This window comes from Xanthomonas citri pv. mangiferaeindicae, from assembly GCA_002240395.1.
Taxonomy (GTDB): Bacteria; Pseudomonadota; Gammaproteobacteria; order Xanthomonadales; family Xanthomonadaceae; genus Luteimonas; species Luteimonas citri_A.
This window is the reverse complement of sequence record CP016836.1, coordinates 943,622-969,575: the sequence shown is the minus strand read 5'-3', so window position 1 is coordinate 969,575 and position 25,954 is coordinate 943,622. Positions and strand designations below refer to the sequence as shown.

19 protein-coding genes and 2 pseudogenes are annotated in these 25,954 nt (G+C 67.4%); 18 read left to right on the top strand and 3 right to left on the bottom strand.

Translation table 11 applies throughout. The features are described from left to right. Positions 1-24: 24 nt before the first annotated feature. The 8 genes and pseudogenes from BEN78_04150 (at position 25) to BEN78_04115 (ending at position 12,683) form a co-directional block, all read left to right on the top strand. Positions 25-1,822, top strand: a pseudogene (locus BEN78_04150) (dihydrolipoyllysine-residue acetyltransferase). A gap of 163 nt (positions 1,823-1,985) precedes the next feature. Beyond that, positions 1,986-3,602 (top strand): carbon-nitrogen hydrolase, encoded by a 1,617-nt coding sequence (locus BEN78_04145; protein ASR42703.1) that lies wholly within the window; start codon positions 1,986-1,988, stop codon positions 3,600-3,602. Continuing rightward, complete coding sequence (locus tag BEN78_04140) at positions 3,602-4,015, top strand: hypothetical protein (protein ASR42702.1); 414 nt, start codon at positions 3,602-3,604, stop codon at positions 4,013-4,015. Before BEN78_04145 ends, BEN78_04140 begins: the two co-directional genes overlap by 1 nt. Positions 4,016-4,059: 44 nt before the next feature. Then, positions 4,060-5,457, top strand: coding sequence for a dihydrolipoyl dehydrogenase (locus tag BEN78_04135; GenBank protein ID ASR44893.1), 1,398 nt, complete (start codon positions 4,060-4,062; stop codon positions 5,455-5,457). A 712-nt stretch (positions 5,458-6,169) separates the two neighbouring features. After that, a pseudogene (locus tag BEN78_04130) lies at positions 6,170-9,311 on the top strand (TonB-dependent receptor). A gap of 48 nt (positions 9,312-9,359) precedes the next feature. Further along, on the top strand, positions 9,360-10,115 hold the full coding sequence (locus BEN78_04125; GenBank protein ID ASR42701.1) for a peptide ABC transporter permease: 756 nt from the start codon (positions 9,360-9,362) through the stop codon (positions 10,113-10,115). Between the two features lie 4 nt (positions 10,116-10,119). Beyond that, on the top strand, positions 10,120-11,133 hold the full coding sequence (locus BEN78_04120; GenBank protein ASR44892.1) for a cupin: 1,014 nt from the start codon (positions 10,120-10,122) through the stop codon (positions 11,131-11,133). A gap of 20 nt (positions 11,134-11,153) precedes the next feature. Further along, entirely contained in the window at positions 11,154-12,683 is a 1,530-nt protein-coding gene (locus BEN78_04115; GenBank protein ID ASR42700.1) for a tryptophan halogenase, read from the top strand. 80 nt (positions 12,684-12,763) lie between these two features. Here BEN78_04115 and BEN78_04110 read toward each other — a convergent pair whose 3' ends face one another. Beyond that, a complete protein-coding gene (locus BEN78_04110; GenBank protein ID ASR42699.1) occupies positions 12,764-13,690 on the bottom strand; it encodes a hypothetical protein in 927 nt (308 codons plus the stop codon). Positions 13,691-14,325: 635 nt separating this feature from the next. Here BEN78_04110 and BEN78_04105 point away from each other — a divergent pair. The 9 genes from BEN78_04105 to BEN78_04065 all read left to right on the top strand — a co-directional run bounded on the left by BEN78_04105 (position 14,326) and on the right by BEN78_04065 (position 21,644). Then, positions 14,326-14,703, top strand: a complete 378-nt coding sequence (locus tag BEN78_04105) for a hypothetical protein (protein ASR42698.1) — start codon at positions 14,326-14,328, stop codon at positions 14,701-14,703. Between the two features lie 43 nt (positions 14,704-14,746). Further along, positions 14,747-15,544 (top strand): F0F1 ATP synthase subunit A, encoded by a 798-nt coding sequence (locus tag BEN78_04100; GenBank protein ID ASR42697.1) that lies wholly within the window; start codon positions 14,747-14,749, stop codon positions 15,542-15,544. Between the two features lie 84 nt (positions 15,545-15,628). Beyond that, on the top strand, positions 15,629-15,919 hold the full coding sequence (locus tag BEN78_04095; GenBank protein ASR42696.1) for an ATP F0F1 synthase subunit C: 291 nt from the start codon (positions 15,629-15,631) through the stop codon (positions 15,917-15,919). 108 nt (positions 15,920-16,027) lie between these two features. Continuing rightward, positions 16,028-16,498: a F0F1 ATP synthase subunit B gene (locus tag BEN78_04090; GenBank protein ID ASR42695.1), complete on the top strand. Its 471-nt coding sequence runs from the start codon at positions 16,028-16,030 to the stop codon at positions 16,496-16,498. A 10-nt stretch (positions 16,499-16,508) separates the two neighbouring features. Then, the gene (locus BEN78_04085) at positions 16,509-17,030 is read left to right on the top strand and encodes a F0F1 ATP synthase subunit delta (GenBank protein ASR42694.1); all 522 of its coding nucleotides are present in this window, start codon (positions 16,509-16,511) and stop codon (positions 17,028-17,030) included. Between the two features lie 52 nt (positions 17,031-17,082). Further along, on the top strand, positions 17,083-18,633 hold the full coding sequence (locus tag BEN78_04080; GenBank protein ID ASR42693.1) for a F0F1 ATP synthase subunit alpha: 1,551 nt from the start codon (positions 17,083-17,085) through the stop codon (positions 18,631-18,633). A gap of 123 nt (positions 18,634-18,756) precedes the next feature. Beyond that, on the top strand, positions 18,757-19,617 hold the full coding sequence (locus BEN78_04075) for a F0F1 ATP synthase subunit gamma (protein ASR42692.1): 861 nt from the start codon (positions 18,757-18,759) through the stop codon (positions 19,615-19,617). A 99-nt stretch (positions 19,618-19,716) separates the two neighbouring features. Next, on the top strand, positions 19,717-21,117 hold the full coding sequence (locus BEN78_04070) for a F0F1 ATP synthase subunit beta (GenBank protein ASR42691.1): 1,401 nt from the start codon (positions 19,717-19,719) through the stop codon (positions 21,115-21,117). A gap of 104 nt (positions 21,118-21,221) precedes the next feature. Continuing rightward, positions 21,222-21,644: a F0F1 ATP synthase subunit epsilon gene (locus tag BEN78_04065; GenBank protein ID ASR42690.1), complete on the top strand. Its 423-nt coding sequence runs from the start codon at positions 21,222-21,224 to the stop codon at positions 21,642-21,644. 85 nt (positions 21,645-21,729) lie between these two features. Here BEN78_04065 and BEN78_04060 read toward each other — a convergent pair whose 3' ends face one another. Together BEN78_04060 and BEN78_04055 are read right to left on the bottom strand one after the other, a co-directional pair. Then, complete coding sequence (locus BEN78_04060) at positions 21,730-22,113, bottom strand: hypothetical protein (GenBank protein ID ASR42689.1); 384 nt, start codon at positions 22,111-22,113, stop codon at positions 21,730-21,732. A 7-nt stretch (positions 22,114-22,120) separates the two neighbouring features. Further along, positions 22,121-24,133 carry a hypothetical protein gene (locus BEN78_04055; GenBank protein ID ASR42688.1) on the bottom strand — a complete coding sequence of 671 codons (2,013 nt, stop codon included), beginning with the start codon at positions 24,131-24,133 and terminating at the stop codon, positions 22,121-22,123. A gap of 60 nt (positions 24,134-24,193) precedes the next feature. Between BEN78_04055 and BEN78_04050 the strand changes: the two genes are divergently transcribed. Next, a complete protein-coding gene (locus BEN78_04050; protein ASR42687.1) occupies positions 24,194-25,564 on the top strand; it encodes a UDP-N-acetylglucosamine diphosphorylase/glucosamine-1-phosphate N-acetyltransferase in 1,371 nt (456 codons plus the stop codon). Positions 25,565-25,954: the final 390 nt, after the last annotated feature.

Sequence of the window (25,954 nt, the reverse complement as noted above, 5' to 3'; positions counted from 1 at the left end):
GTCACGAGATGCCCGGAGGGCCGCATGGCCGACCTGAAAGAAGCGCGCGTTCCCGACATTGGCGGGTATGACGATGTCCCGGTGATCGAGGTGCTGGTTGCCGTCGGCGATACGGTGTCGGTCGACCAGGGCCTGGTTACGCTGGAATCGGACAAGGCCACGATGGAGGTCCCCTCGACCGTGGCCGGTGTGGTCCGGGAACTGAAGGTCAAGGTCGGCGACAGCCTGTCGGAAGGCAGCGTGGTCGCGCTCATCGAAGCCCAGGATGCCGCGGCTGATGCACCTCCCCCGCAAGCGGGGGAGGTCGACGCGCGCAGCGCGTCGGGTGGGGGTGAAGCGCCCGCGCCGCAGGAAGCGCCGGCGAAGGCCGCCGACAAGCCGGTGGCCGAGAAGGCCGCGCCCGCTGCGAAGACCGAGGCGCCCAAGGCGCCGGCCGGCGGCGGTGGCGCGCAGGAATCGAAGGTGCCCGACATCGGCGGCTACGACGACGTGCCGGTGATCGAGGTGCTGGTGGCGGTCGGCGACACGGTGGCCAAGGACCAGGGCCTGGTCACGCTGGAATCGGACAAGGCCACGATGGAAGTGCCGGCCGCAGTCGCCGGCGTGATCAAGGAACTGAAGGTCAAGGTCGGCGACACCCTGTCGGAAGGCAGCGTGGTCGCGATCATCGAGGCCGAGGGCGCCTCGGCCGACGCACCTCCCCGCAAGCGGGGAGGTCGACGCGCGCAGCGCGTCGGGTGGGGGCGCCGCGCCCGCCAAGTCCAAGGACGACAGCGCGGTCGAGCCGGTCGCCCCGCAGGCCAAGGCCGATCCGATCGCGCAGGCCTCGATGGAGCACCGGCCGGCCGGCAGCGGCCAGCCGCCGGTCCGTTTCGATGCCGAGGCGATCCTGCCGGGCAATGTGCCCTACGCCAGCCCCGCGGTGCGCCTGTTCGCGCGCGAGCTCGGCGTCGATCTGGCCCAGGTGCGCGGGACCGCGCGCGCCGGGCGCATCACGCGCGAAGACGTGCAACAGTTCGTCAAGGGCGTGCTGGCGGGCGGTGGCGCGTCGAAGGCCGGTGCCCCGGCCGCGGCCGGCGGCGGTCTGAATCTGCTGCCGTGGCCGAAGGTCGACTTCGCCAAGTTCGGCGAGATCGAGGTCCAGGAACTGGGCCGGATCCAGAAGATCTCGGCCGCCAACCTCGCGCGTAACTGGGCGATGATCCCGCACGTCACGCAGCACGACGATGCCGACATCACCGATCTCGAGGCGCTGCGTGTGCAGCTCAACAAGGAAAACGAGAAGTCCGGCATCAAGCTGACCATGCTCGCGTTCCTGATCAAGGCGTCTGTCGCGGTGCTCAAGCAGTACCCGCGCTTCAACAGTTCGCTCGACGCGGCCGGCGAGACGCTGACGCTCAAGAAGTACTTCCACATCGGCTTCGCTGCCGACACGCCCAACGGTCTGGTGGTGCCGGTGATCCGCGATGCCGACAAGAAGGGCGTGCTGGAGATCTCCCAGGAGATGTCGGCGCTGGCCAAGAAGGCACGCGACGGCAAGCTCGGCCCGGCGGACATGCAGGGCGGGTGTTTTTCGATCAGCTCGCTGGGCGGCATCGGCGGCACCAGCTTCACGCCGATCGTCAATGCGCCGGAAGTGGCGATCCTGGGCGTGTCGAAGTCGGCGATCAAGCCGGTCTGGGACGGCAAGGCCTTCCAGCCGCGCCGGATCCTGCCGCTGTCGCTGTCTTACGATCACCGGGTCATCGACGGCGCTGCGGCCGCGCGCTTCACTGCGACGCTGGCGCAGTTGCTCGGCGATATGCGCCGGGTGCTGCTGTAAGAACCCGCTCAATGTCCTGCTGCGCTTGCCATCTGACGCGCGTGCGGTGCTCGGAATGCTCACGTACCACACGTACGCTGCGCTTCCTCCGCGCCGCCACGCGTCACCTGGCTGCGCTCGCGACGGACCTTGAACGGGTTCAAGGCAAGAGCTGGGCGTCGGCATGAGCGATCCGTCCACGCGCGAGCGGGCGCGATTGACGTTGCGCCATGCCGGCATCGCCGATATTCCGGCGATCGTCGCACTGAGCGAGCGCGTCTACGGACGCGACAATGGCTACACGGCCGAGATGCTCAACGGCCAGATCGCGCAGTTTCCGCAGGGCGTGTTCGTGGCGTTCTACGACGGCGTTGCGGTCGGCTATTGCGGCACGTTCCGCATCGACGAGCGCACCGCGATGGCGCCACATCGCTGGCTGGAGATCTCCGGCGGCGGTTACGCCTCGCGGCATCTGTCGACCGGGGACTGGCTCTACGGCATGGAGGTCTGCGTCGATCCCGATCACCGCGGGCTGCGCATCGGCCGTCGGCTCTACGAGCTGCGCAAGCGGCTGTGCCAGGAGCTGCGGCTCAAGGGCATCGTATTCGGCGGGCGCCTGCCGGGCTTCTCGCGCCGCGCCCGTGCCTATCGCGGCGACGTGCGCGCGTATGTCGCCGACGTGTGCGCCGGGCGCATCCGCGATCGCGCGCTGAGCTTCCAACTGCGTAACGGCTTCGAGCTGATCGGCGTGCTGCCCGGCTATCTGCCGCAGGACACCGAATCGGCCGGCTACGCCGCGCACCTGGTCTGGCGCAATCCCAAGATCGACCCGGACGCCGACCCGCGCGGCACCGCGCGCCCGTTGCCCGATTCGGTCCGCGTGGCGACGGTGCAGTATCAGCAGCGCCGCGTGGCGTCGTTCGAAGAGTTCGCCACCCAGGTCGAGTACTTCGTCGACATCGCCGCCGACTACCGCGCCGACTTCGTGGTCTTCCCCGAGCTGTTCACGCTGCAACTGCTGTCGGTGGAGAACAAGCCGCTGTCGCCGGTCGACTCGCTGCTGGCGCTCACCGGTTACACCGAGCGTTTCGCCCAGCTGCTGTGCGAACTGGCGGTCCGCCACAACATCAACATCATCGGCGGCTCGCATCCGACCCGGACCAGCGACGACGACGACGGCAAGGTGCGCAACATCTGCTACGTCGCGCTGCGCGACGGCTCGCTGCATACCCGAGACAAGCTCCATCCCACGCCCAACGAGCGCACCTGGTGGGGGATCGGCGGTGGCGACAGCGCCCAGGCGATCATGACCGACTGCGGGCCGATCGGGGTGATGATCTGCTACGACAGCGAGTTCCCCGAGCTCGGCCGGCACCTGGTCGACCAGGGCGCGATGATCCTGTTCGTGCCGTTCTGCACCGACACCCGCGAGGGCTATCTGCGGGTGCGCTACTGCTCGCAGGCCCGCGCGGTGGAAAACCAGTGCTACGTGGTGCTGTCGGGCAACGTCGGCAACCTGCCGGGCGTGAACAATTTCGACATCCAGTACGCGCAGAGCTGCATCCTCACGCCCTGCGATTTCCCGTTCGCGCGCGACGGTGTCGCTGCCGACACCACGCCCAATGTCGAGCAGGTGGCCTTCGCCGACCTGCGCCTCAACGATCTGACGGTCGCGCGCAACGACGGCACCGTGCAGAACCTCAATGACCGCCGCCACGACCTGTATACGCTGAGCTGGGCCCGGCGCCCGGCGTCGCGCGTGGCGGTGCCAGAACAGACGCAACCCCCGGAGAACGCGTGATGGCCAAGACCCTCGAAGTGACAGTCCCCGACATCGGCGGCTACGACGACGTGCCGGTGATCGAGGTGCTGGTCGCCGTCGGCGACACGGTCGCCAAGGACCAGGGCCTGGTCACGCTGGAGTCCGACAAGGCGACGATGGAAGTGCCGTCCTCGCACGCGGGCGTGATCAAGGCATTGAAGGTCAAGGTCGGCGACACCCTGTCGGAAGGCAGCGTGGTCGCGGTGATCGAAGCCGAGGATGACGCCGACGGCGACGCCGACGGCGACGCCAAGCCGGCTGCGGGATCTGCCGACAAGGCGCCCCCAGCCCAGCCCTCCCCGCGAACGGAGGAGGGAACAAGCGCGAGGCGCCGGGCAGCAACCCGCCGGTCGCGCGCTCGCATCGCGCGCCGGCCGAGCCTGAAGCAGTGAAGGCCGCCCCGTCGTCGGGCCGCAAGGCCGACGTGGAATGCCGCATCGTCGTGCTCGGCTCCGGCCCCGGCGGCTACACCGCCGCGTTCCGCGCGGCCGATCTCGAGCTCGACACCGTGCTGATCGAGCGCTATGACACGCTCGGCGGTGTCTGCCTCAACGTCGGCTGCATCCCCTCGAAGGCCCTGCTGCACGCGGCCGACGTCATCGACCAGGCGCAGCACGCCAGCGACTACGGCGTGGCGTTCGGTGCCCCGACGATCTCGCTCGACAAGCTGCGCAGCTACAAGGACAAGGTCGTCGGCCAGTTGACCAAGGGCCTGGCCGGGATGGCCAAGCAGCGCAAGGTACGGGTGGTCGCCGGCACCGGCACGTTCGTGTCGCCGAACGAAATCGAGGTGGTCGCCCAGGACGGCAAAACCACGCTGGTGCGGTTCGAGCAGTGCATCATCGCCGCCGGCTCGCAGGCGCTCAAACTCCCGGGCTTCCCGTGGGACGATCCGCGCGTGATGGATTCGACCGACGCGCTGGAACTGGCCGAGGTGCCCAAGCAACTGCTGGTCGTGGGCGGCGGCATCATCGGTCTGGAGATGGCCACCGTGTACCGCGCTCTGGGCGCGCAGGTCACCGTGGTCGAGCTCGCCGACCAGCTGATGCCCGGTGCCGACAAGGATCTGGTCAAGCCGTTGGCCGACCGGCTCAAGAAGCAGGGCGTATCGGTGCACTTGAAGACCAAGGTCGTCGAGGCCAAGCCGGAGAAAGCCGGCATCGTCGTCGCGTTCGACGGCGAGAGCATTCCGGACACGACGCTGTATGACCGCGTGCTGGTCGCCGTCGGACGTTCGCCCAACGGCGCCAAGATCGGCGCCGACAAGGCCGGCGTGCGGGTGGGCGAGCGTGGTTTCATCCAGGTCGATGCGCAGATGCGCACCAACGTGCCGCACATCTTCGCGATCGGCGATCTGGTCGGCCAACCGATGCTGGCCCACAAGGCCACGCACGAGGGCAAGCTGGCGGCCGAGGTCGCGGCCGGCGAGAAGAAGGAATGGGTCGCGCGGGTGATTCCGTCGGTGGCCTACACCGATCCGGAGATCGCCTGGGTCGGCATCACCGAGACCGAAGCCAAGGCCAAGGGCCTGAAGGTGGGCGTGGGCAAGTTCCCGTGGGCGGCCAGCGGCCGCGCGATCGGCCTGGGCCGGACCGAGGGCTTCACCAAGCTGGTGTTCGACGAGGCCACCCATCGGATCGTCGGTGCCGGCATCGTCGGCGTGCATGCCGGCGATCTGATCGCCGAAGCTGCGCTGGCGATCGAGATGGGAGCCGAGGTCGCCGACATCGGCCACACGATCCATCCCCATCCCACGCTCAGCGAATCGGTGGCGATGGCGGCCGAGGTCTACGACGGCACGATCACCGATCTCTACCTGCCCAAGCGCAAGTAATCGTCCAGCGCGGCGGATGCCGCGCATGCCGGCCCGTGTTGATGGGCCGGCACACGACAGCGCCGTCGAACGGCGGTGCATCCAGCAAAAGCGCAACATCCTGCACGGCCTGCGCGCAGCCACTGTCGCTTGACGCGAGCGCGCGGATAGCGCGCTCAAGTTCGACGTGCCGGCGAGTGCCTGATAGCTCCAGCGGCGTGGCGCTCACGCGCGTGGCAGGACGCGAACGGCTCAAGCCGCCGTGCGATCAGCCGCTGCCCAGGATCGACAAGCCCGGCAGCCCGGGAAGCCGCGCGCGCAGCGGCCGCACACGGACACCGAGGACGCACAGTGTCCCGCTTTGTTGCAGTGCATGGTGACAAAGCCGGCTGGTCGCTATACATCTGGCGCCGAAATGGTAGCGCTATCAGTCTCGCTGCCTTTCGCGATATGCGGGTGCGCTGGGAGGCAGCGTGCCGGGCCGGGGGGCCAGGTGCGGTGCGGGGAGTGACGAAGAGCGTTTCGCCAGGATCGTTTGCACACCAGGGCAAACGGACGCGACCGGTTCGGGGCGTCCGTTCCGCTGGGAAGCGGGCGCTTCGTCGCGTCCAAGCGCGCGTGTGAGGTACGGAAGTCGGTAGTGCCGCATCCGCCACTTGCGGAGATGGATCGTGACGTACGCCGGGAGCAGCCAGCTCGCGGTTGTTCCCATTCCGATGCTGAGGACCCGTCAATGAGCATGAAGTTCAGGCGTTTGAAGTCGACCGCAATGTTCACCTTCGTGGGGGGGCGCTGATCATCAACCCCGCGTTCGCGCAGCAATCGCCGCCGTCGCCCAACCCGAATGCGGACACGCGTGCCGCCGCCGAACCGCAGGACGCCACGACGCTCGATGCGGTCATGGTCAGCGGTATCCGCAACAGCCTCAGCCAGGCGATGGACACCAAGCGCGAGGCGGCGGGCGTGATCGATGTGATCAGCGCCGAGGACATCGGCAAGTTCCCCGACACCAATCTCGCCGAGTCGCTGCAGCGCATCACCGGCATTTCGATCGAGCGCCGTGATGGCGAGGGCGCGCAGGTCACGGCCCGCGGCTTCGGGCCGCAGTTCAACATGGTCACCCTCAACGGTCGCCAGGTGCCCGGCGCGGACGCCTTCGGTGCCGCTGGTCAGGTGGCCATCGGTGGCGTGGACGGCGGGACGCGCGCCTTCAACTTCGCGCAGCTGGCGGCTGAATCGATCAGTGGCATCGAGGTCTACAAGACCAGCCAGGCGCACGTGCCGAGCGGCGGCATGGGCGCGACCATCAACATCCTCACCGACAGGCCCTTCAACCACACGGGTATCGTCGCCAGCGCCGGCGCCAAGGCGGTGTCGGATCGCAGCCAGCTGTTCGACGACGACTTGACCCCCGAACTGTCGGGCATCTTCAGTTACACCAACGCCGATCGGACCTTCGGCGTGGGCTTGAGCGGCAGCTACCAGAAGCGCAAGGGCGGCTCAGTGCAGGCCACCGAGAATTACTGGAACATCCAGCCGTGGACGGGCACGATGCCGGGCAACCCGCAGGTGACCAACGCCCCGGGCGTGGGCGACCTGTACGCACGCCCCAACGACCTGCGCTATGCGTTCTCCGAGTTCGACCGCGAGCGCATCAACGGCCAGGCCGTGCTGCAGTTCGCGCCCACCGACAGCCTGACCCTGACGCTGGACTACACCTACTCCACCAACGAGATCACCGAAAATCGCGGCGAACAGGGCATGTGGTTGCAGAACAGCGACTACACCCACGTCGAATTCGATACCTCCGGTGCGGTGGCCACGCCGATCTATCTGCGTGAGATCGCCGGCACCAAGGACTTCGGCCTCGAGCAGCAACGCAGCATGCAGAAGTATCGGCTGGGTTCGCTGGGCTTCAACGCGGTCTGGGACGTCAACAGCGATTTCCGGCTGAGTTTCGATGCGCACAACTCCAAGACCGAGAGTCTGCCCAATGATCCGCTCACCGGTGGCGGCTCGATCTTCATGAGCGTGGCGGGCACCAACAACTGCACCACCGGCCCCCATTGCGGCGGCTCCTGGGTGCAGGAGCTGTTCTTCAACAACGGCCTGCCGGTCGGCACCCAGACCTGGTATCCCACCACAGCCGACGCGATCGCCGGAACCAACGGGGTCGTCAATCCCGGCTTTGTCGCTGGCGAGATCGGCTCCCAGGTGCTGCGCGTCAATGCGCAGACCCAGGTCAGCGAGATCGAGCAGGCCCGACTCGACGGCGAATGGGTGTTCGATCAGGGCCGCTTCCAGTTCGGCGTGGATTCGAGCACCGCGAAGACCCATCGCCTGCAAGCGGCCGAGGCGTACTCGACGCTGGGCGACTGGGGCGTGGCCAATGTCGATGGGGATGTGGCAGGCGGCTTGATGGATCTGTTGCAGCCGCTCGATCTCGTGGGTCTGTTCCACGGCCGCAGCATCAGCAGCTGGCCGGCCTGGCGGGGCGATGCCGGCGCGCTCGCCCAATGGCACGGGGGCAGTACGGCGTCGGCCTGGGCGTGAGTCCGCAGAACGCGGCCGACAACCGGGTTGAAGAAAAGACCCGCTCGGCCTATATGCAGGTCTCGCTGGACGGCGAACTGGGCGGCTTCACGACCAATACCCGCATCGGCGTGCGCTACGAGACCACCGATGTCGTCTCCACGTCGATCATCGCCACCCCCGAGGCGATCGAGTGGCAGTCCAACAACGATTTCCGGATCGTGCTGTCCGACCAACTCGAACCCTTCAGCGAATCGAGCAGCTACAGCTACATCCTGCCGAATCTGGATTTCAGCATCGACTTCACCGACCAGCTCAAGGGCCGGGCCTCGTTCGGAAAGAGCATCGCGCGCGCGCCTTACGGCAATCTCTATGCAGGCCCCGGCGCGCAGCAGCCCTTCGGCTCGGTCTTGCTGGACCCGTCCAGCCGGGCCAGCGGTAACGCGCAGAATCCGTCGCTCAAGCCGCTGGAGTCGGACAACCTCGACTTCGCGCTGGAATGGTACTTCGCCGAATCGAGCTACGTCTCGCTGACCTACTGGCACAAGTCGGTGAGCAATTTCGTCGGTAATACGGTGAGCCAGGAATCGCTCTACGGCCTGACCGACCCGACCTCCGGGCCCGACGCCCAGGCCGCGCTGGCGTTCCTGCAGAGTGCGCAGTGCCGCGAGCAGGTGGGGCCGGCCAACGCGGCGGCGTGTTCGGGCAACGACACCTCGCTGTTCACCGCCCTGGCGCTGTTGCGCAACGATCCGGCGGGGCTGGGCGCGTTCAACGGCACCGGCGCCCAGGCGCTGGCGACCGAGGCCGCCTACGATCTGTACGGCACGCCGGACGATCCGCTGTACCTGTTCAACGTCAACCGGCCGATCAACCAGAACCAGTCCAAGCTGCACGGGTGGGAGCTCGGCGGCCAGTACTTCTTCGGCGACAGCGGGTTCGGGATCCTGGCCAACTACACCGTCGTGCAGGGCGATGTCGGCTACGACGATGGCGGTGATCCGGGCATCGACCAGTTCTCGCTGACCGGGCTGAGCGATACCGCCAACGTCATGTTCATGTACGAGAAGTACGGCTGGTCGGTCCGCCTGGCCTGGAACTGGCGCGACGAGTACCTGATCCTCGCCAACCAGGGCGCCAGCCGGAATCCCTATTACGTGGAGGCCTACCAGCAGTGGGATCTGAGCGTGAACTACGCGCTCGACGCGCACTGGTCGTTCGGGCTGGAAGCGATCAATCTGACCAGCGAGGAGGTGCGTTGGCACGCGCGTACCGATCAGCAGATCATGAAGCTGGCCGACCAGCGTCCGCGCTACATGCTGGGGGTGCGCTACAAGTTCTAGAGGCGCGGCGTGGCGTCGCAGGTTTCGATCCCGCACGATGGAGAGGTGATGGCGCGTTACGAACTGCTCAACAACGTGGCGCACAAGGATCTGCGTGTCGCGACCGGCTTCGGCGCGCAGTTCGGCGACGACGTGGGCATGGTGCCGGCGTTCCCCAGCGAGTACGCCGAACTGCAGCGCGAGTACCCGATTTTCTTCCGCAAGGATGCGGACGGGCAGTGGGGCTCGGTGGCGTTGCTGGGATTCGAACAGCGGGAGAACCTGTACCTGCGTGACGGCCGATGGAACGCCGCCTACCTGCCCGGCGCCGCGGCGAAGGGGCCGTTCCTCATCGGTTTCCAGGAGCAGCGCATCGATGGCGAACTGCGCCGCGAGCCGGTGATCCATGTCGACCTCGATCACCCGCGTGTGAGCACGGACGAGGGCGAGCCGGTGTTTCTGCCGCAGGGGGGCAACAGCCCGTACCTCGATCATGTCGCCGGCGTGCTGCGCGGCATCCGCGATGGCGTCGCGTTCGGCGCGGCGATGCTCGCGGCCTTCGATGCGCTGGGGCTGATCCAGCCGGTGACGCTGGCGGTCGACCTGGACGACCGGCATCGGGTGGATGTCGGGGGGCTGTACAGCATCGACCGCGAGGTCCTGTCGGCGCTGGACGGTCCGGCGCTGGCACGGTTGAACCAGGCCGGCTATCTGGAAGGGGCGTATCTGGTGCTGGCGTCGCTGCACAACGTGCGCCGGTTGATGGCCGAGAAGCAGCGCCGCCTGCGCGAGCAGGATGCCGCGACGCCACGCGCGGGCGCCTGAGCGCATGCCGGCGGCCATGCGCGCAATCGAGGTTCGCGACGCGGCCGCGCTGCCGCTCGATACGCTGGTGTCCGAGGGGCAGCCGGTGTTGCTCAAGGGCGTGGCGCGCGACTGGGGGCTGGTGCGTGCGGGCGAGGCGTCCACCACCTCGGCCATGGCGTATCTGCGCGGCTTCGACACCGGCCGGCCGGTCCCCTATTCGTTCGGCGCTCCCGCGATACAGGGGCGCCCGTTCTATACCGAGGACTTCGGCGCTCTGAATATCGAGGTCCGTCGCGGCGGGCTGGGCGAGGTCCTGGATGCGATTGCGACCCATCTCGACGATCCGCAGCCGCCGGCCTACTACGTCGCCTCGTTGTCGGTGGCGGGCGCCTTGCCGGGGTTCAGTCAGGAGAACGACCTGCGTCTGGCCGACCGCGGTGTTCCTGCGGCGCCCGGTATCTGGATCGGCAACCGGGTCGTGGCCTCCTGCCATTACGACGTGCCGGACAACCTGGCCGTCTGCGCGGTGGGGCAGCGGGCGTTCACCGTGTTCCCGCCCGAGCAGATCGACAACCTCTACCCAGGACCGCTCGATCCCACGCCTGGCGGGCAGGTCGTGAGCCTGGTCGACTTCGACCGGCCCGACCCTGCGCGCCATCCGCGCTTTCGTCAGGCATTGGCCCATGCGCAGACCGCGCTGCTGTCGCCGGGCGATGCGATCTTCATTCCCGGCATGTGGTGGCACCACGTGCGCAGCCTCGCGCCGTTCAACGTGCTGGTCAATTACTGGTGGCGCAATGCGCCGGCGTTCCTGCCGCCGCCGGTGTCGGCGCTCTACCACGCGCTGTGGGCAATCCGCGACCTGCCCGAGCGGGACAAGGCGGCCTGGCGACAGGTGTTCGACTACTACGTGTTCGGGCCGAGCGCGCGCGCGGGCGCGCACATCCCCGAACCGGCGCGCGATGTGCTGGGGCCGATCGACGAGACGCGGGCGCGACGCATCCGCGCCTTGTTGCTCGGCCAGTTGAACCGGTGAGCGGATAGAGAGGCGAGGCAATGAACGAGCACCAGGGGCCGCCTGGCCGGATACGCAAGGTGGTGATCGCCGGAGGCGGTACCGCGGGTTGGCTGGCCGCGTGTGCGCTCGCCCACCAGTTCCGGGACCGGTTGGACATCACGCTGGTGGAATCCGAGCAGATCGGCACGGTGGGCGTGGGGGAATCCACTGTGCCGCCGATCCGCACCTTCCACCGCTTCCTGCAGATCGATGAGCAGGCGTTCCTGCGCGCAGTGTCGGGCACGTTCAAGCTCTCGATTTCGTTCGAGCACTGGCGGCGGCCCGGCGATCGCTACATCCACCCCTTTGGTGCCACAGGACAGGGGACGTGGGCCGCGGCCTTCCATCATTTCTGGCTCGACAGCCTGCGCCGGAGGATGCCGTCGGAACTGGGCGACTTCTGCCTGGAGACGCTTGCCTCGCGCGCCGACCGGTTCTCGCTCGACACCGATCCGCAGGTCAACTACGCCTACCATCTCGACGCCGGCCTCTATGCGAAGTTCCTGCGCGCGCAGGCCGAGCGCCATGGCCTGGTGCGCGTCGAGGGCCGGATCGAAACGGTCGTGCGCCATGCGATCAGCGGCCATGTCGAGGCCCTGGTGCTGGATGGGGACCGGCGGGTCGATGGCGACCTGTTCATCGATTGCACCGGCTTTCGCGGTCTGCTGATCGAGCAGACCCTGCAGACCGGGTACGAGGACTGGAGCCAGTGGCTGCCCTGCGACCGGGCGGTCGCGGTCCAGACCGAGCCGATGGGTCCGCCCGTGCCGTACACGCGCGCGATCGCGCATGAGGCGGGCTGGCGATGGCATATCCCGTTGCAGCATCGGGTCGGCTGCGGTCTGGTGTTTTCCAGTCGGTACATGTCCGACGATCAGGCGCAGGCCAAGCTGCTGCGCGATGTCGGCGCGCGGCCGCTGCGCGATCCCTGGGTGGTGCCGTTTCGGACCGGACGTCGGCGCCGGGCCTGGAACGGCAACGTGGTCTCGCTGGGCCTGGCCAGCGGTTTCATCGAACCTCTGGAATCGACCAGCCTGCACTTGACCATCAGTGCGGTCGTGCGGCTGATCCAGCTGTTCCCGTTCGAGGGCATCTCACCGACGCTGGTCGAGCTGTTCAACGCAGTCAGTCGCGCGGAGATGGAACACGTGCGGGATTTCATCATCCTGCATTACCACGCCACCCAGCGCGACGAGCCCCTGTGGGCGGCGTGCCGGGACATGGCGCTGCCGCCATCGCTGGAGGCCCGGCTGCAGGCCTGGCGCGAGCGCGCGCATGCCTGGCAGGGCGCCGATGAGCTCTTCCGGGTCGATTCGTGGACGCATGTGCTGCTGGGGCAGGGCATCGTGCCCCGGCAGCATCATCCTCTGGCGCGTGCGCTGCGCGACGAGGACCTGCGTCATTTGCTGCGCGCGATCCGCGAGCCGGTCGAACGTGCAGTCGAGCAGATGCCCTCCCAGCAGGCCTTCATCGATCGCTACTGTAAGGCGGATGCGGCGGTGTGGGGCACGCGACCCGTGGTGCGGTAGGCGGATCGGCAGAAGAACAGAAAGAACGAAGCCGCGGCTGAGCCGCGGCTTCGTCTTTCATCCATTGCCGGCGTGTCGGCTCAGAAGCGGAAGGTCACACCCGCCATCGGGCCGTGGACCTTCAGGTCGCCGGTCAGCTTGCCTTCGTACGGGTAGGGGCCGGCGGCGACGCCGTCGGGGGCGCGCGCCGTTCCCTTGTACTCGTCGGAAAGCTTCAGGCGGAACCAGTCGTAACCGGCATGGATACCGAAGCGCTCGGTGACCATGTACTCGACGATCAGGCCGCCGCGCTCGAAGTGGCCGCGCTCATCCAGGAAATCACCCCAGCGGGTATCGAGGTACTGGGCTTCCAGGCCGACGGTCCAGCGCTCGGCCGGGATCCAGGTCAGACGGGTGTGCAGGCCCGGCGAAAAGCCGTCGCGCTTCCAGCGGACGGTCTCGAACTGCGGGTCCACAAGGTCGGTGCCTTCGGACGCGCCGTTGGCGAATGCCTCGAGCTCGGCGTAGGTGACGCCCAGACCCAGGCCCCACTGGAAGCTGTCGTTCTTGACCACGCTGTACTCGTAATTGAGGCTGGCAAGGCTGAACGACAGGCGGCCGTCGATGCGGGCCGCGGGGATGTCGATCTGTTCGCCGCTGCCGCCGATCGTGCCGGTGTCGAGTACGGTGCCGCCGTAGTTCCAGGTCTCGTCGCGGCGATAGTCGTAATAGTTGCCGACCAGCGCCTGGCGGTCGCTGATGCGGAAACCGAACGCGCCGCGCGGGCGCCATTCGCGGCCGGTGCTGAAGGTCTCGTTGAAGCCGAAGGTCGCCTCGTCGGTGCCGTCGGTGACGGTGCCGTTGCCCGAGAACCCCAGCTTGGCCTCAGGATTGAATGCGCTCACGCGCAGGACAAAGCGATCATCGCGGCTCTGGGCCTGGGCGGGCATCGCGAGCGTGGCCAGAACCACGGCGGCAGGCAGGGCGGCCAGAGCGAGGGTGCGGAAGGGCGTGGGGGACATCGGCATGCCAAGGTCGTGGAAGAGGAGGCGATGGTCGGTAAGTGAAGGTCTTGCCGGCGTGAAGTGATGACGCGAATAACGAATGGTCCGTTCATCGATGTCCCAGCCCGACGGCGGGGTGTGACCTTGGACTGGCGTCCGGCGCGCTGCGCCGGGCCGGGCCGATTCGTCGATCGGAGCGAGTGCGCGTCCGGGTCAGGGCCCGGTGAGCAGCGATGGCGTGCGCGGCACTACCGCCCATCCATGCGAACGCCACGCGTGCTTCGCGTGGCCGGACCCAAAGCAGCCGTGTTGCGGGAGAGCGGCCGCCGGCCGGCAGGCCGTGGCCCCTTCCAAGCAAAGGCGAAGGCCAAAAAAAGAGCCCCGGCGGCGGGCCAGGGCTCGGGTGGCGATCTGCGGACACGACCGACGAGGAAAGTACGGCAGATCGGGCACGGTAGGTCGGACCCGGCCGACCGGCACAAGTTCCGCGCGGTTGCCAAGAAAATTATGAATGGGGCCGGGCATTTGCCGGCGTTGGTCCCCGGCCGGGAGCGGGACCTTCGCCGGTTGTGGGTCAAATGGCTCCGCTGCTATACTTTTGCGGCTCGACGGGGCCGTTTCGACGCGTTCCGTGTCCCTCAGATGCCCAGGATCCTGATGTGTTGACATCCGTCGCTGTCGGTCGGCGGCTGGCACAGCGCGCACTCGTCTGGCAGGCGGTGGCGGTCGCGGTGACGGCCCTGGCCTTCCTTGCAAAGGGTGGCGCCTGGGCGCTGGCGGCTGTACTGGGCGGCGCGGCGATCGCGATCGGCGGCTGGCTGTCGAGCGTGATTGCGCTGGGGGGCGGGGTCAATCCTTCGGCAGGCGCGCTTGCGCGGCTGCTGGCGGGAATGGCGCTGAAGTGGGTCGTGGTGGTGGCCGTGTTGCTGCTGGGCACAGGGATGGTGGGCTTGCCGCCGGTTCCGATGCTCGCCGGGGTCATCGTCGCGCTCTTCGCGCAATTGCTGGCGATGGCCCGGCCTCCGGCCGGTTCCTGACACTTGGGCACTGAATTTCAAACACAGGCAGGTCTTCGATCTTATGGCGGCTGATTCGGAACTGACCCCAACCAGCTACATCCAGCATCACCTGCAGAACCTCACGGTCTCGACCGGCGAGGGTGGCTTCTGGACGTTGCACCTGGACACGCTGATCACCGCGCTGCTGATGGGCGGCCTGATGGTGCTGATGTTCTGGATGGCCACGCGCAAGGCCACGTCCGGCGTGCCGGGCAAGTGGCAGGCGTTCGTCGAGATCTGCCTGGAGTTCGTCGACAAGCAGGCGCGCGACACGTATCACGGCACCAGCAAGCTGGTGACGCCGATCGCGATCACGCTGTTCTTCTGGATCCTGCTGATGAATCTGCTGAAGATGATTCCGGCAGACTTCATCGCCAAGCCCCTCGAACTGGCTGGCGTGCACTACTGGAAGCCGGTACCGACCGCCGACGTCAATGCGACGCTGGGCCTGTCGATCAGCGTGTTCTTCCTGACGGTCTTCTTCGCGCTGCGGTCCAAGGGCCTGGGCGGGCTGACCAAGGAGTTCCTGACTGCGCCGTTCGGCAAGTGGATGGTGCCGTTCAACCTGATCCTCAACATCGTCGAGTGGCTGAGCAAGCCGATCTCGCTGGCGATGCGACTGTTCGGCAACATGTTCGGCGGCGAGATCGTGTTCCTGCTGATCTGGGTGCTGGGCGGCGCTGGCCTGCTGGGCATGCTCGGTGGCGGCGTGCTGGGCCTGGGCTGGATGCTGTTCCACCTGCTGGTCATCCCGCTGCAGGCCTTCATCTTCATGATGCTGTCGATCGTCTACCTCAGCCTCGCCGAGGACAGCCACTGATCGGCGGGCGGCACCCGGTTTCGTTCCACCATTTGTCTCAATCCCAGTTCCACCCTTAACAAGCAATCCGTTCCGGAGAAAACAATGGAAATCGCACTGACCTCGTTTGCCCAGATCCAGGCTTCGACCGTTCTGGCCGTCGGCATCATGATCGGCCTGGCCGCGCTGGGCGCAGGTCTGGGCCTGGCCATCATGGCCGGCAAGTTCCTCGAGTCGGCCGCGCGTCAGCCCGAGCTGATCCCGGTGCTGCAGGTCCGCATGTTCATCACCGCCGGCCTGATCGACGCCGCGTTCATCATCTCGGTCGCCGTCGGCCTGCTGTTCGCGTTCGCCTCGCCGTTCGTCGGCCCGATCGCCGCCCAGATCGCCGGCTGATCCGGACGAGCGCAGGCGCTTTCCGATGCGGCCGGCCTACGGCCGCATCGGCGATGACAGCGGGCATGCATGCATGCCCGACCCTTCACGACAGGCAGCCACAAGCCCATGAATATCGGTCTGACCCTAATTGCACAGGCGATTGCGTTCGCCGCCCTGATCTGGCTGATCGCGACCAAGATCTGGCCGCCGTTGCTCAATGCCATCGAAGAGCGCCAGAAGAAGATCGCCGAAGGCCTGGCCGCCGCCGACAACAGCCAGCGCGCGCTCGCGCAGGCGCAGGCAACCGCCAACGAGGAACTCAAGGCCGCGCGTGCGAAGGCCAATGAGATCATCGAACAGGCGCACCAGCGCGCCAACCAGATCGTCGATGCCGCCAAGGCCGAAGCCGTGACCGAGGGTCTGCGTCAGAAGGCACTGTTCGACGCCGAGCTCCAGGCATCGGCCACCCGGGCCCGTGAGGATCTGCGTCGCCAGGTATCGCTGCTGGCGGTGACCGGCGCCGAGCGCCTGCTCAAGCGCGAGATCGATGCCGACGCCCACAAGGCGCTGCTCGACGAACTCGCTGCCGAGATCTGAGGCCGACACGATGACGCTGACGATCGCCCGTCCCTATGCCCGCGCCGCGTTCGCGATCGCGCGCGACGCCGGCCGGTTTGCACCGTGGTCGGACGCGCTGGCGTTCTCGGCGCGCATCGCCGCCGATCCGCAGGCCGCCACGGTGCTGGGTCACCCGGCGCTGGCGCATGCCGATGCCGTCGCGCTGCTCGCCCCCGAGGGTGCGGACGAGGCGTTCGCCTCGTTCCTGGCGTTGCTGGCCGAGAACGGCCGGCTGCCGCAGCTGCCCGAGATCGCCGGACTCTACGAGCAACTGCGCGCCGAGGCCGAACACGTGGTGCTGGCCAAGATCACCTCGGCGACCGCGCTGCCCGACACCGAGATCGAGCAGATCCGCAGCGCGCTCAAGCGTCGCTTCGGTCGCGAGGTCCAGGTCGAGACCGCGGTCGACGACACGCTGATCGGCGGCGCGGTGATCGCGGCGGGCGATGTGGTGATCGACGGCTCGCTGAAGGGCAAGCTGGCACGCCTGCAGTCCGCGCTGGCGCACTGACACGAATTTCAATTGCAACGCCGGCGGCGACGCCGACACAAGGGAATCCCCGATGGCTACCACGCACCTCAATCCCTCCGAGATCAGCGAGCTGATCAAGTCCCGCATCGAGAAGGTCAAGCTGTCCGCCGAGTCGCGCAACGAAGGCACGGTCACCAGCGTGTCCGACGGCATCGTGCGTCTGCACGGCCTGGCCGACGTGATGCAGGGCGAGATGATCGAACTGCCCAACGACACCTTCGCGCTGGCGCTCAACCTCGAGCGCGATTCGGTCGGCGCGGTGGTGCTGGGCGACTACGAGCACCTGCGCGAAGGCGACGTGGCCAAGACCACCGGTCGCATCCTCGAAGTGCCGGTCGGTCCGGAGCTGCTGGGCCGCGTGGTCAATGCGCTCGGCGAGCCGATCGACGGCAAGGGCCCGATCGACGCCAAGCTCAGTGCGCCGGTCGAGCGCGTGGCGCCGGGCGTGATCTGGCGCAAGTCGGTCGACCAGCCGGTGCAGACCGGCTACAAGTCGGTCGACGCGATGATCCCGATCGGCCGCGGCCAGCGCGAGCTGGTCATCGGCGACCGTCAGACCGGCAAGACCGCGATGGCGATCGACGCGGTGATCAACCAGAAGAATACCGGCATCAAGTGCGTGTACGTGGCGATCGGCCAGAAGGCCTCGACCGTCGCCAACATCGTGCGTCGCCTCGAAGAGAACGGCGCGCTGGCGCACACCATCGTCGTTGCTGCGACCGCGTCCGAGTCGGCCGCGATGCAGTACATCAGCGCCTATTCGGGCTGCACGATGGGCGAGTACTTCATGGATCGCGGTCAGGACGCGCTGATCGTCTATGACGACCTGTCCAAGCAGGCGGTGGCCTACCGTCAGATTTCGCTGCTGCTCAAGCGTCCGCCGGGCCGTGAAGCGTATCCGGGCGACGTGTTCTACCTGCATTCGCGTCTGCTCGAGCGCGCCGCGCGCGTGTCCGAGGAGTACGTCGAGAAGTTCACCAATGGCGAGGTCAAGGGCCAGACCGGTTCGCTGACCGCGCTGCCGATCATCGAGACCCAGGCCGGCGACGTGTCCGCATTCGTGCCGACCAACGTGATCTCGATCACCGACGGCCAGATCTTCCTGGAAACCGATCTGTTCAACGCCGGCATCCGCCCGGCCGTGAACGCTGGTATTTCGGTCTCGCGCGTCGGCGGCTCGGCGCAGACCAAGATCATCAAGAAGCTTTCGGGCGGCATCCGTATCTCGCTGGCGCAGTACCGCGAGCTGGCGGCATTCGCACAGTTCGCCTCCGATCTCGACGAAGCGACCCGCAAGCAGCTCGAGCGCGGCCAGCGCGTCACCGAGCTGATGAAGCAGAAGCAGTATCGGCCGATGTCGATCGCCCATCAGGCGCTGTCGATCTATGCGGTCAACGAGGGCTACCTCGACGACGTGCCGGTCTCCAAGATCCTCGCGTTCGAAGAAGGCCTGCATGCCCACTTCGACAACACCGACGGCGCGCTGATCGAGAAGATCAACGCCTCGGGCGGCTGGAACGACGAGATCGAGGCGGCGTTCAAGAAGGGCATCAGCGAGTTCAAGGCCACCGGCTCCTTCTGAGCCGGCGGTGGTGATGCGTGATGGGTGATGCGTAACAGCAACAACAGGTGCGTGACGGCGCGCGATTCGCTTCTTCGAATCGCGATGTCCCGATCACGAGTTGCCGCAAGCGGAGCGAGCTAAATGGCTGGTGGACGGGAAATCAAGACCAAGATCAAGAGCGTGCAGAACACCCGCAAGGTGACGCGCGCGCTGGAGATGGTCTCCGCATCGAAGATCCGCAAGGCGCAGGACCGCATGCGGTCCTCGCGCCCGTACGCCAATGCCATGCGACAGCTGATTGGGCATCTGGCACAGGCCAGCTCCGAGTTCCAGCATCCCTACCTGGTCGAGCGCGAGATCAAGCGGGTCGGCTACATCGTCGTCTCTTCGGACCGCGGCCTGGCCGGCGGCCTGAACAACAACCTGTTCCGCAAGCTGCTCGGCGAGATCCGTCAGTGGCAGGACAAGGGGGTGCAGGTCGATGTGGTGACGATCGGCCAGAAGGCGACGGTGTTCTTCCGCCGTCTGAAGGTCGACATGCTCGCCAGCGTGACCCACATCGGTGACACCCCGGAAGTCGAACAACTGGTCGGCATCATCAAGGTGATGCTGGACGGCTACACCGACGGCCGCCTGGATCGGGTGTTCCTGGCCTACAACCATTTCGTCAACACGATGACCCAGAAGGCCAGCTTCGATCAGCTGCTGCCGCTGCCGGCCTCGGAAACGAAGGTCGTCAAGCACGACTGGGATTACATCTACGAGCCGGACGCCGAATCGGTGCTCGGCCACGTCCTTACCCGCTACATCGAATCGCTGGTCTATCAGGCAGTGATGGAGAACGTGGCCTCCGAGCACGCGGCGCGCATGGTGGCGATGAAGGCCGCCAGCGACAACGCGACCAAGCTGATCGACACCCTGAACCTGGTCTACAACAAGGCCCGCCAGGCGGCGATCACGCAGGAAATCTCCGAGATCGTCGGCGGTGCGGCAGCGGTGTAACGCGAGTCCCTTCGCAACAGCCCGCACATCGATGTGCGGACTTTCCAAACAAGCAGCGACGCGTTCGCTCAGAAAATTTCAGAGCTAGAGGTTCTCACCATGAGTCAGGGCAAGATCGTTCAGATCATCGGCGCCGTCGTCGACGTCGAGTTCGCGCGCAACGAGGTACCGAAGGTCTACGACGCACTGAAGGTCGACGGGACCCAGATCACGCTGGAAGTGCAGCAGCAGCTCGGCGACGGCATCGTGCGCGCGATCGCGCTCGGTTCCACCGACGGCCTAAAGCGCAACCTGGTGGCCGTCAACACCGGCCGCGGCATCGCGGTGCCGGTCGGCACCGGCACCCTGGGCCGGATCATGGACGTGCTGGGTCGCCCGATCGACGAAGCCGGCGACGTGCAGGCCTCCGACCACTGGGAAATCCACCGCGCGGCGCCGTCGTACGAAGATCAGGCTTCGACCACCGAGCTGCTCGAGACCGGCATCAAGGTCATCGACCTGATGTGTCCGTTCGCCAAGGGCGGCAAGGTCGGCCTGTTCGGCGGCGCCGGCGTGGGCAAGACCGTCAACATGATGGAACTGATCAACAACATCGCCAAGGCGCACGAAGGCCTGTCGGTGTTCGCCGGCGTCGGCGAGCGGACCCGTGAGGGCAACGACTTCTACCACGAGATGAAGGACTCCAACGTCCTCGACAAGGTGGCGATGGTCTACGGCCAGATGAACGAGCCGCCGGGCAACCGCCTGCGCGTCGCGCTGACCGGCCTGACGATGGCCGAGTACTTCCGCGACGAGAAGGACGAGAGCGGCAAGGGCAAGGACGTGCTGCTGTTCGTCGACAACATCTACCGCTACACGCTGGCCGGTACCGAAGTGTCGGCGCTGCTGGGCCGCATGCCGTCGGCCGTGGGCTACCAGCCCACGCTCGCCGAGGAAATGGGCGTGCTGCAGGAGCGCATCACCTCGACCAAGTCCGGTTCGATCACCTCGATCCAGGCTGTCTACGTGCCCGCGGACGACCTGACCGACCCGTCACCGGCGACGACGTTCGCCCACCTCGACTCGACGGTGACGCTGAGCCGCAACATCGCCTCGCTGGGCATCTACCCGGCGGTCGATCCGCTGGACTCGACCAGCCGTCAGATGGACCCCAACGTCATCGGCAACGAGCACTACGAGACCGCGCAGCGCGTGCAGTCCACGCTGCAGAAGTACAAGGAGCTCAAGGACATCATCGCGATTCTGGGCATGGACGAGCTGTCGGAAGAAGACAAGCAGGCCGTGTCGCGCGCGCGCAAGATCGAGCGCTTCTTCTCGCAGCCGTTCCACGTCGCCGAAGTGTTCACCGGCTCGCCGGGCAAGTACGTTCCGCTCAAGGAAACGATCCGCGGCTTCAAGGGCATCGTCGACGGCGAATACGACCACCTGCCCGAGCAGGCGTTCTACATGGTCGGCAGCATCGACGAGGCCGTCGAGAAGGCGAAGAAGATCGCCGCCTAAGCGGCGATCTTCGGTGAATCGGGGTGGGTGCGCGGCGAGCATTGTTCGCCTTCACCGATCCCGCATCACGAACGTAAGTTGAGCGAGCAAAGCGAGCCAAGCCCATGAGCACCATCCGTTGCGACATCGTCAGTGCAGAGGCCGAGATCTTCCACGGCGAGGCGACCCTGGTCGTCGCGACCGGGGAGCTGGGCGAGCTCGGCATCGCGCCGCGCCACGCGCCGCTGATCACCCGCCTCAAGCCCGGCAAGGTCGTGGTCACCCAGCCCAATGGCGAAGTGCTCGATTTCGCGATCGGCGGCGGCATCCTCGAGGTGCAGCCCCAGGTCGTGACGATCCTGGCCGATACCGCGATCCGCGCCGATGACATCGACGAGGCGGCGGTCAAGGCGGCCAAGGACGAAGCCGAGCGTGTGCTTGCCGGCCGTGGCGAGGCGATGGACGTGGCCGAGGCGCAGCAGAAGCTCGCCGAAGCGGTCGTCCAGCTGCAGGCACTCGAGCGCCTGCGCAAGACGCTCAAGCACTGAGCCGCTTCGCGGGTCATTCGTTCGAAGACGCCGGCCCTCGTGCCGGCGTTTTTCTTTGCGGGCGTGCTTGGGATCCGACGCGCAGCTAGCGCTTGTACACCCACTGCCGGGAGACCACGAAGCCGAGTGCGCCCAGTGCGGCCTCGACCAGCGGCTTGGCCAGCCACGCCCAGTGCCGACCGAGATAGTCGTCGATGTGGCCGATCGCCCAGGTGCTGAGCACCGTCATCACCCCCCACATCACCACGAAGCGCAGCAACTGCGCCCGATTGGGGCCACGGCCATCGGCGCCGAAAGTGAAGCGCCCGTTCAACCAGAACCCCATCAAGGCGCCGCAGATCCGGCCGACCACGTTGGCCTGGCGGACCGGAAGTCCGGCGTGGCTGAGCGCGACCATCACCGCCCAGTCGAGCAACCATTGCAAGCCACCGATCAACAGGTAACTGCCGCCCTGTCGCTTCAAGCCCATCGCATGATCACTCCTGTTCGCGCCGCCACAGCGCGATGCCGTTGAGGCTGCGGACATGGACCGCACCGCTTGCGGCCAGACCGGCGCGCAGTGCCGGGGACGCGTCGGCCTCGGTGACCAGAATCCAGCGCGCATCGGTGTCGGTGAGCAGCCGGCGCCACGCGCCGCCGGATGGATCGGCATCGGCGGCCGGCCGCGCGGCAGCGAGTGTCGGTGCGTGCAGCGACATCAGCCGTCCGCGACCGGCGAGTTCGGCGATGTAGCCGCGCTGGGGATCGGTGGCCAGCACGATGCCGTCGTCGTCGGGGAGCCCGGCAATCAGCGTCCGCTCGGCGACGTAGTGCGGCAGCACCGCCGAGGCATCCCCCGGTGCGCGCAGCGTGCGCTTGAGTGCGGCGCTGTGGTGGGTCCATCCCGCGTTGGCCTGGAACGCGAGGTTCAGCGCGCACAGCGCAACGATGCCCCAGCGCCAGGCCCGGTCGCCGACCTGGGCGCGACTGCCGGGCAGGCAGGCGACGATCAGCAGCGCGATGCCTGGATAGGCATAGCGCGCGTACTGCATCGGCAGCAAAGGCAGCAAGGCGACGCCAGCGACCGCCAGCGCGAACCCCCGCGTCGCACGCCGTCCAAGTGCGAGCAGCCAGGCGCCGGCCAGTCCGATCAGCAGAAAGCCGGCGCCGCCATCCCAGGCTTCGACGTAGCGGCTGCTGGCGAATGTGAGCTGCCAGGGCAGGCCGAGGCCCAGCCCTGCGTGCCAGCGGTCGTCGCCCATGTTCTCCGGGGGATGGAATGGCGATTGGAACACCGCATTGAACAGCGGCAGCACCGGATTGCCGGTATGCCACCAAGCGTTGGCGTAACTCGAGCCGGCGATCAACAGGCCGGCCGCCAGCGCCACCAGCCAGTGCTGCGCGCTGGCGCGCGGCAGGCCACGCATGCTCGCCCACACTAGCAGCGGCAATGCCGAGAGCGCATGGATCGGCTTGAGCGCAGTGAGCGCCGCCAGCAGCAGCGCGGCCGCCATCAGCCGCGGCCCGTCGTCGTCGCGATGGGCAAGCACCGCGCCTAACGCGAACAGCACCGCCATCGCCGGCAGTTCGGTCTGCATGCCGGCGGTCAGCCAGACCAAGGGCGGGAAGCTCGCGAACAGCGCGATTGCCGCGTTGCGCTCCAGTGGCGTTGCGTCCAATGCGCGCGCGCAGCCGCCCAAGGCCACGGCCGCGGCAATGAGCCAGAATGCGTTGAGCGCGCCGCGCGCTTCCTGGCCGGCAATCAGCCACACAATGCCCTGGCCGATATCGCCCAACCACGGTGCGAACGCCCAGACACCATGCTGGGGCGCGGCTTGGTAGTGCGCATGCAAGGCCAACTGCGCGGGCAGGTTGAGATGGTAGGTGAGGTCATCCATCTGCATCGTCGGCAACCATGTGCCTGTCGATGCCAGCCCCAGCAGCATCACGCTCCATGCCAAGGCGCGGGGGGACTCGGCGGCAGCGTCGCGCCACGCGCTCGCGGATGCGCGCAGCTCGGCGACCAAGGCCTTGCGGCCGAGCACGACGAGCGCCGCCAGTGCGACCAGCCACACCGGCGCGTGGTGGATCGGCAGCGCGAGCAGCCAGCCCGTGACGCCGGCGATCGCTGTATAGCCGAGGATCGCCGCGATGGCCGCACGTGCGGGAAGCCGGGCCGGCACCCAGCGCAGCCCGGTCGCCATCGCCGCAAGCGCGAGCAATGCGACTGCGAACACCGGCCTGGGCCCCGCGAACAGGAGCAATGCGCCGCTCCAGACTGCGACCAGGGCCGATGCCCAACGCCAGCGAAGCCAGCGCACGGCCGGCCAAGCCAGGGCGGTGGCCACCAACGCCAGCGCCAGGGCGAGTGCGAAGCGTTCCCAGGGCAGCTGCGCCCACAGCCGGTGGGCCGTGATGCCGATCACGACCAGGACGGGGCCGGCGGCCCAGACCAGGGCCGCCCAACGTTGCGGCCCACCCGCGGTGGCGGGGGCTCGGGAACGGAACATCGCAGGTCCTGGAGGCACGGGCGTCGATTATCATCGAACCCCCGCCAGGTTTCGAACGCCATGACCGCTCCGCTGCACGTCGTCATCCTCGCCGCAGGCGAGGGCAAGCGCATGAAGTCCTCGCTGCCCAAGGTGCTGCAGAAGATCGCCGGCAGGCCGATGCTCTGGCACGTGGTCGCGGCGGCGCGCGAACTTGAGCCCGCGGGCATCCACATCGTGTACGGTCACCGCGGCGATCAGGTGCAGGCGGCCTTCGCCGATCAGGCCGATCTGCAGTGGGCTGAGCAGCGCGAGCAACTGGGCACCGGGCATGCGGTCCGCCAGGCGATGGACGCGGTGCCCGACGGGGCTCAGGTGCTCGTGCTCTACGGCGACGTGCCGCTGCTGCGCGCGCAGACCCTGCGCGGGTTGGTGGCGGTCGAGGGCCGGCTGGCGGTGCTGGCGGCCGAACTCGAGAATCCGACCGGCTACGGCCGCATCGTGCGCGATCCCGAAGGCCACGTTGGCGCGATCGTCGAGCACAAGGACGCCGATGAAGAGCAGCGCCGGATCAGCCTGGTCAATACCGGCATCCTCGCGGCTGAGGCGACCGCACTCAAGTCCTGGCTCGCGCGACTGTCGTCGGACAATGCGCAGGGCGAGTACTACCTCACCGATGTGTTCGCGATGGCCGCCGACGAGTACAGTGCCGCGCAGATCGTGATGGTCGAAGACCCGCTCGAGGCCGAAGGCGCCAATGATCCCTGGCAGCTGGCCCAGCTCGAGCGCGCGTGGCAGCTGCGTGCGGTGCGGGCGCTGTGCCAGCAAGGCGCCCGGTTTGCCGATCCTGCACGCGTGGATATCCGCGGCGAGGTGATCGTCGCGCCCGATGTCGAGATCGATGTCGACGTGGTGTTCGAGGGCCGCGTCGAACTGGGCGAGGGGGTGCGTATCGGGCCGTTCTGCCGGCTGCGCGACGTTGGCCTGGCCGAAGGCACCGAGGTCCGCGCGCATTGCGACCTGGACGGTGTGCGTGCCGAGGGCGCCGTTACGATCGGTCCATTCGCACGGCTCCGCCCGGGCACCGTGCTCGCCGACGGCGTGCACGTGGGCAACTTCGTCGAGACCAAGAACGCGACCCTTGGCGTCGGCAGCAAGGCCAATCATCTGACCTACCTGGGCGACGCCGAGGTCGGGGCCGGCAGCAACATCGGGGCCGGCACGATCACCTGCAACTACGACGGCGCGAACAAGTCCAAGACCGTCATCGGCGACCGTGCGTTCATTGGCTCCAACGCCGCGCTGGTCGCGCCGGTGCGCATCGGCCATGACGCCACGACCGCCGCCGGCTCGGTGATCACCGCCGATGTACCCGACGGCAAGCTCGCTGTTGCGCGGGCACGGCAAAGCCTGATCGAAGGCTGGGCGCGCCCGGTCAAGCGCCCACGCTGATCCGGTGCACGGCCGCCCGCGTGGCGCGGCGGCCGCGCGGGCGCGATCGGCGCCGCCATTTGCAGTGCTGCAACGGTGCTGCGATCGATATCGTTCGAGCGTCGGAGCCCGCCGATCGAGGCCGCATGGCCGCTTGCCGCGGCTCCCTGCTCAGCGATGTGAGTTTTCCGTGAAATAAATGGTGAGCAAGCGTGCGTGTATCCCCGCGCGCCTTGCCGTCTAATGCCGGCCGTTGTCCAGGGGTGCGCCGCGTGCGGCGCCAAACAACCGTGCGATCTGCCGCCGACATCGCGGCGGAAGGCCTGCGCCTTCCGTTCGTGCATGTCGGCGCATCAGCGCGCGCCTGGCAGCGACGAGACCGCGGGTTGCGGTCGCGGACCGAACGAAGAG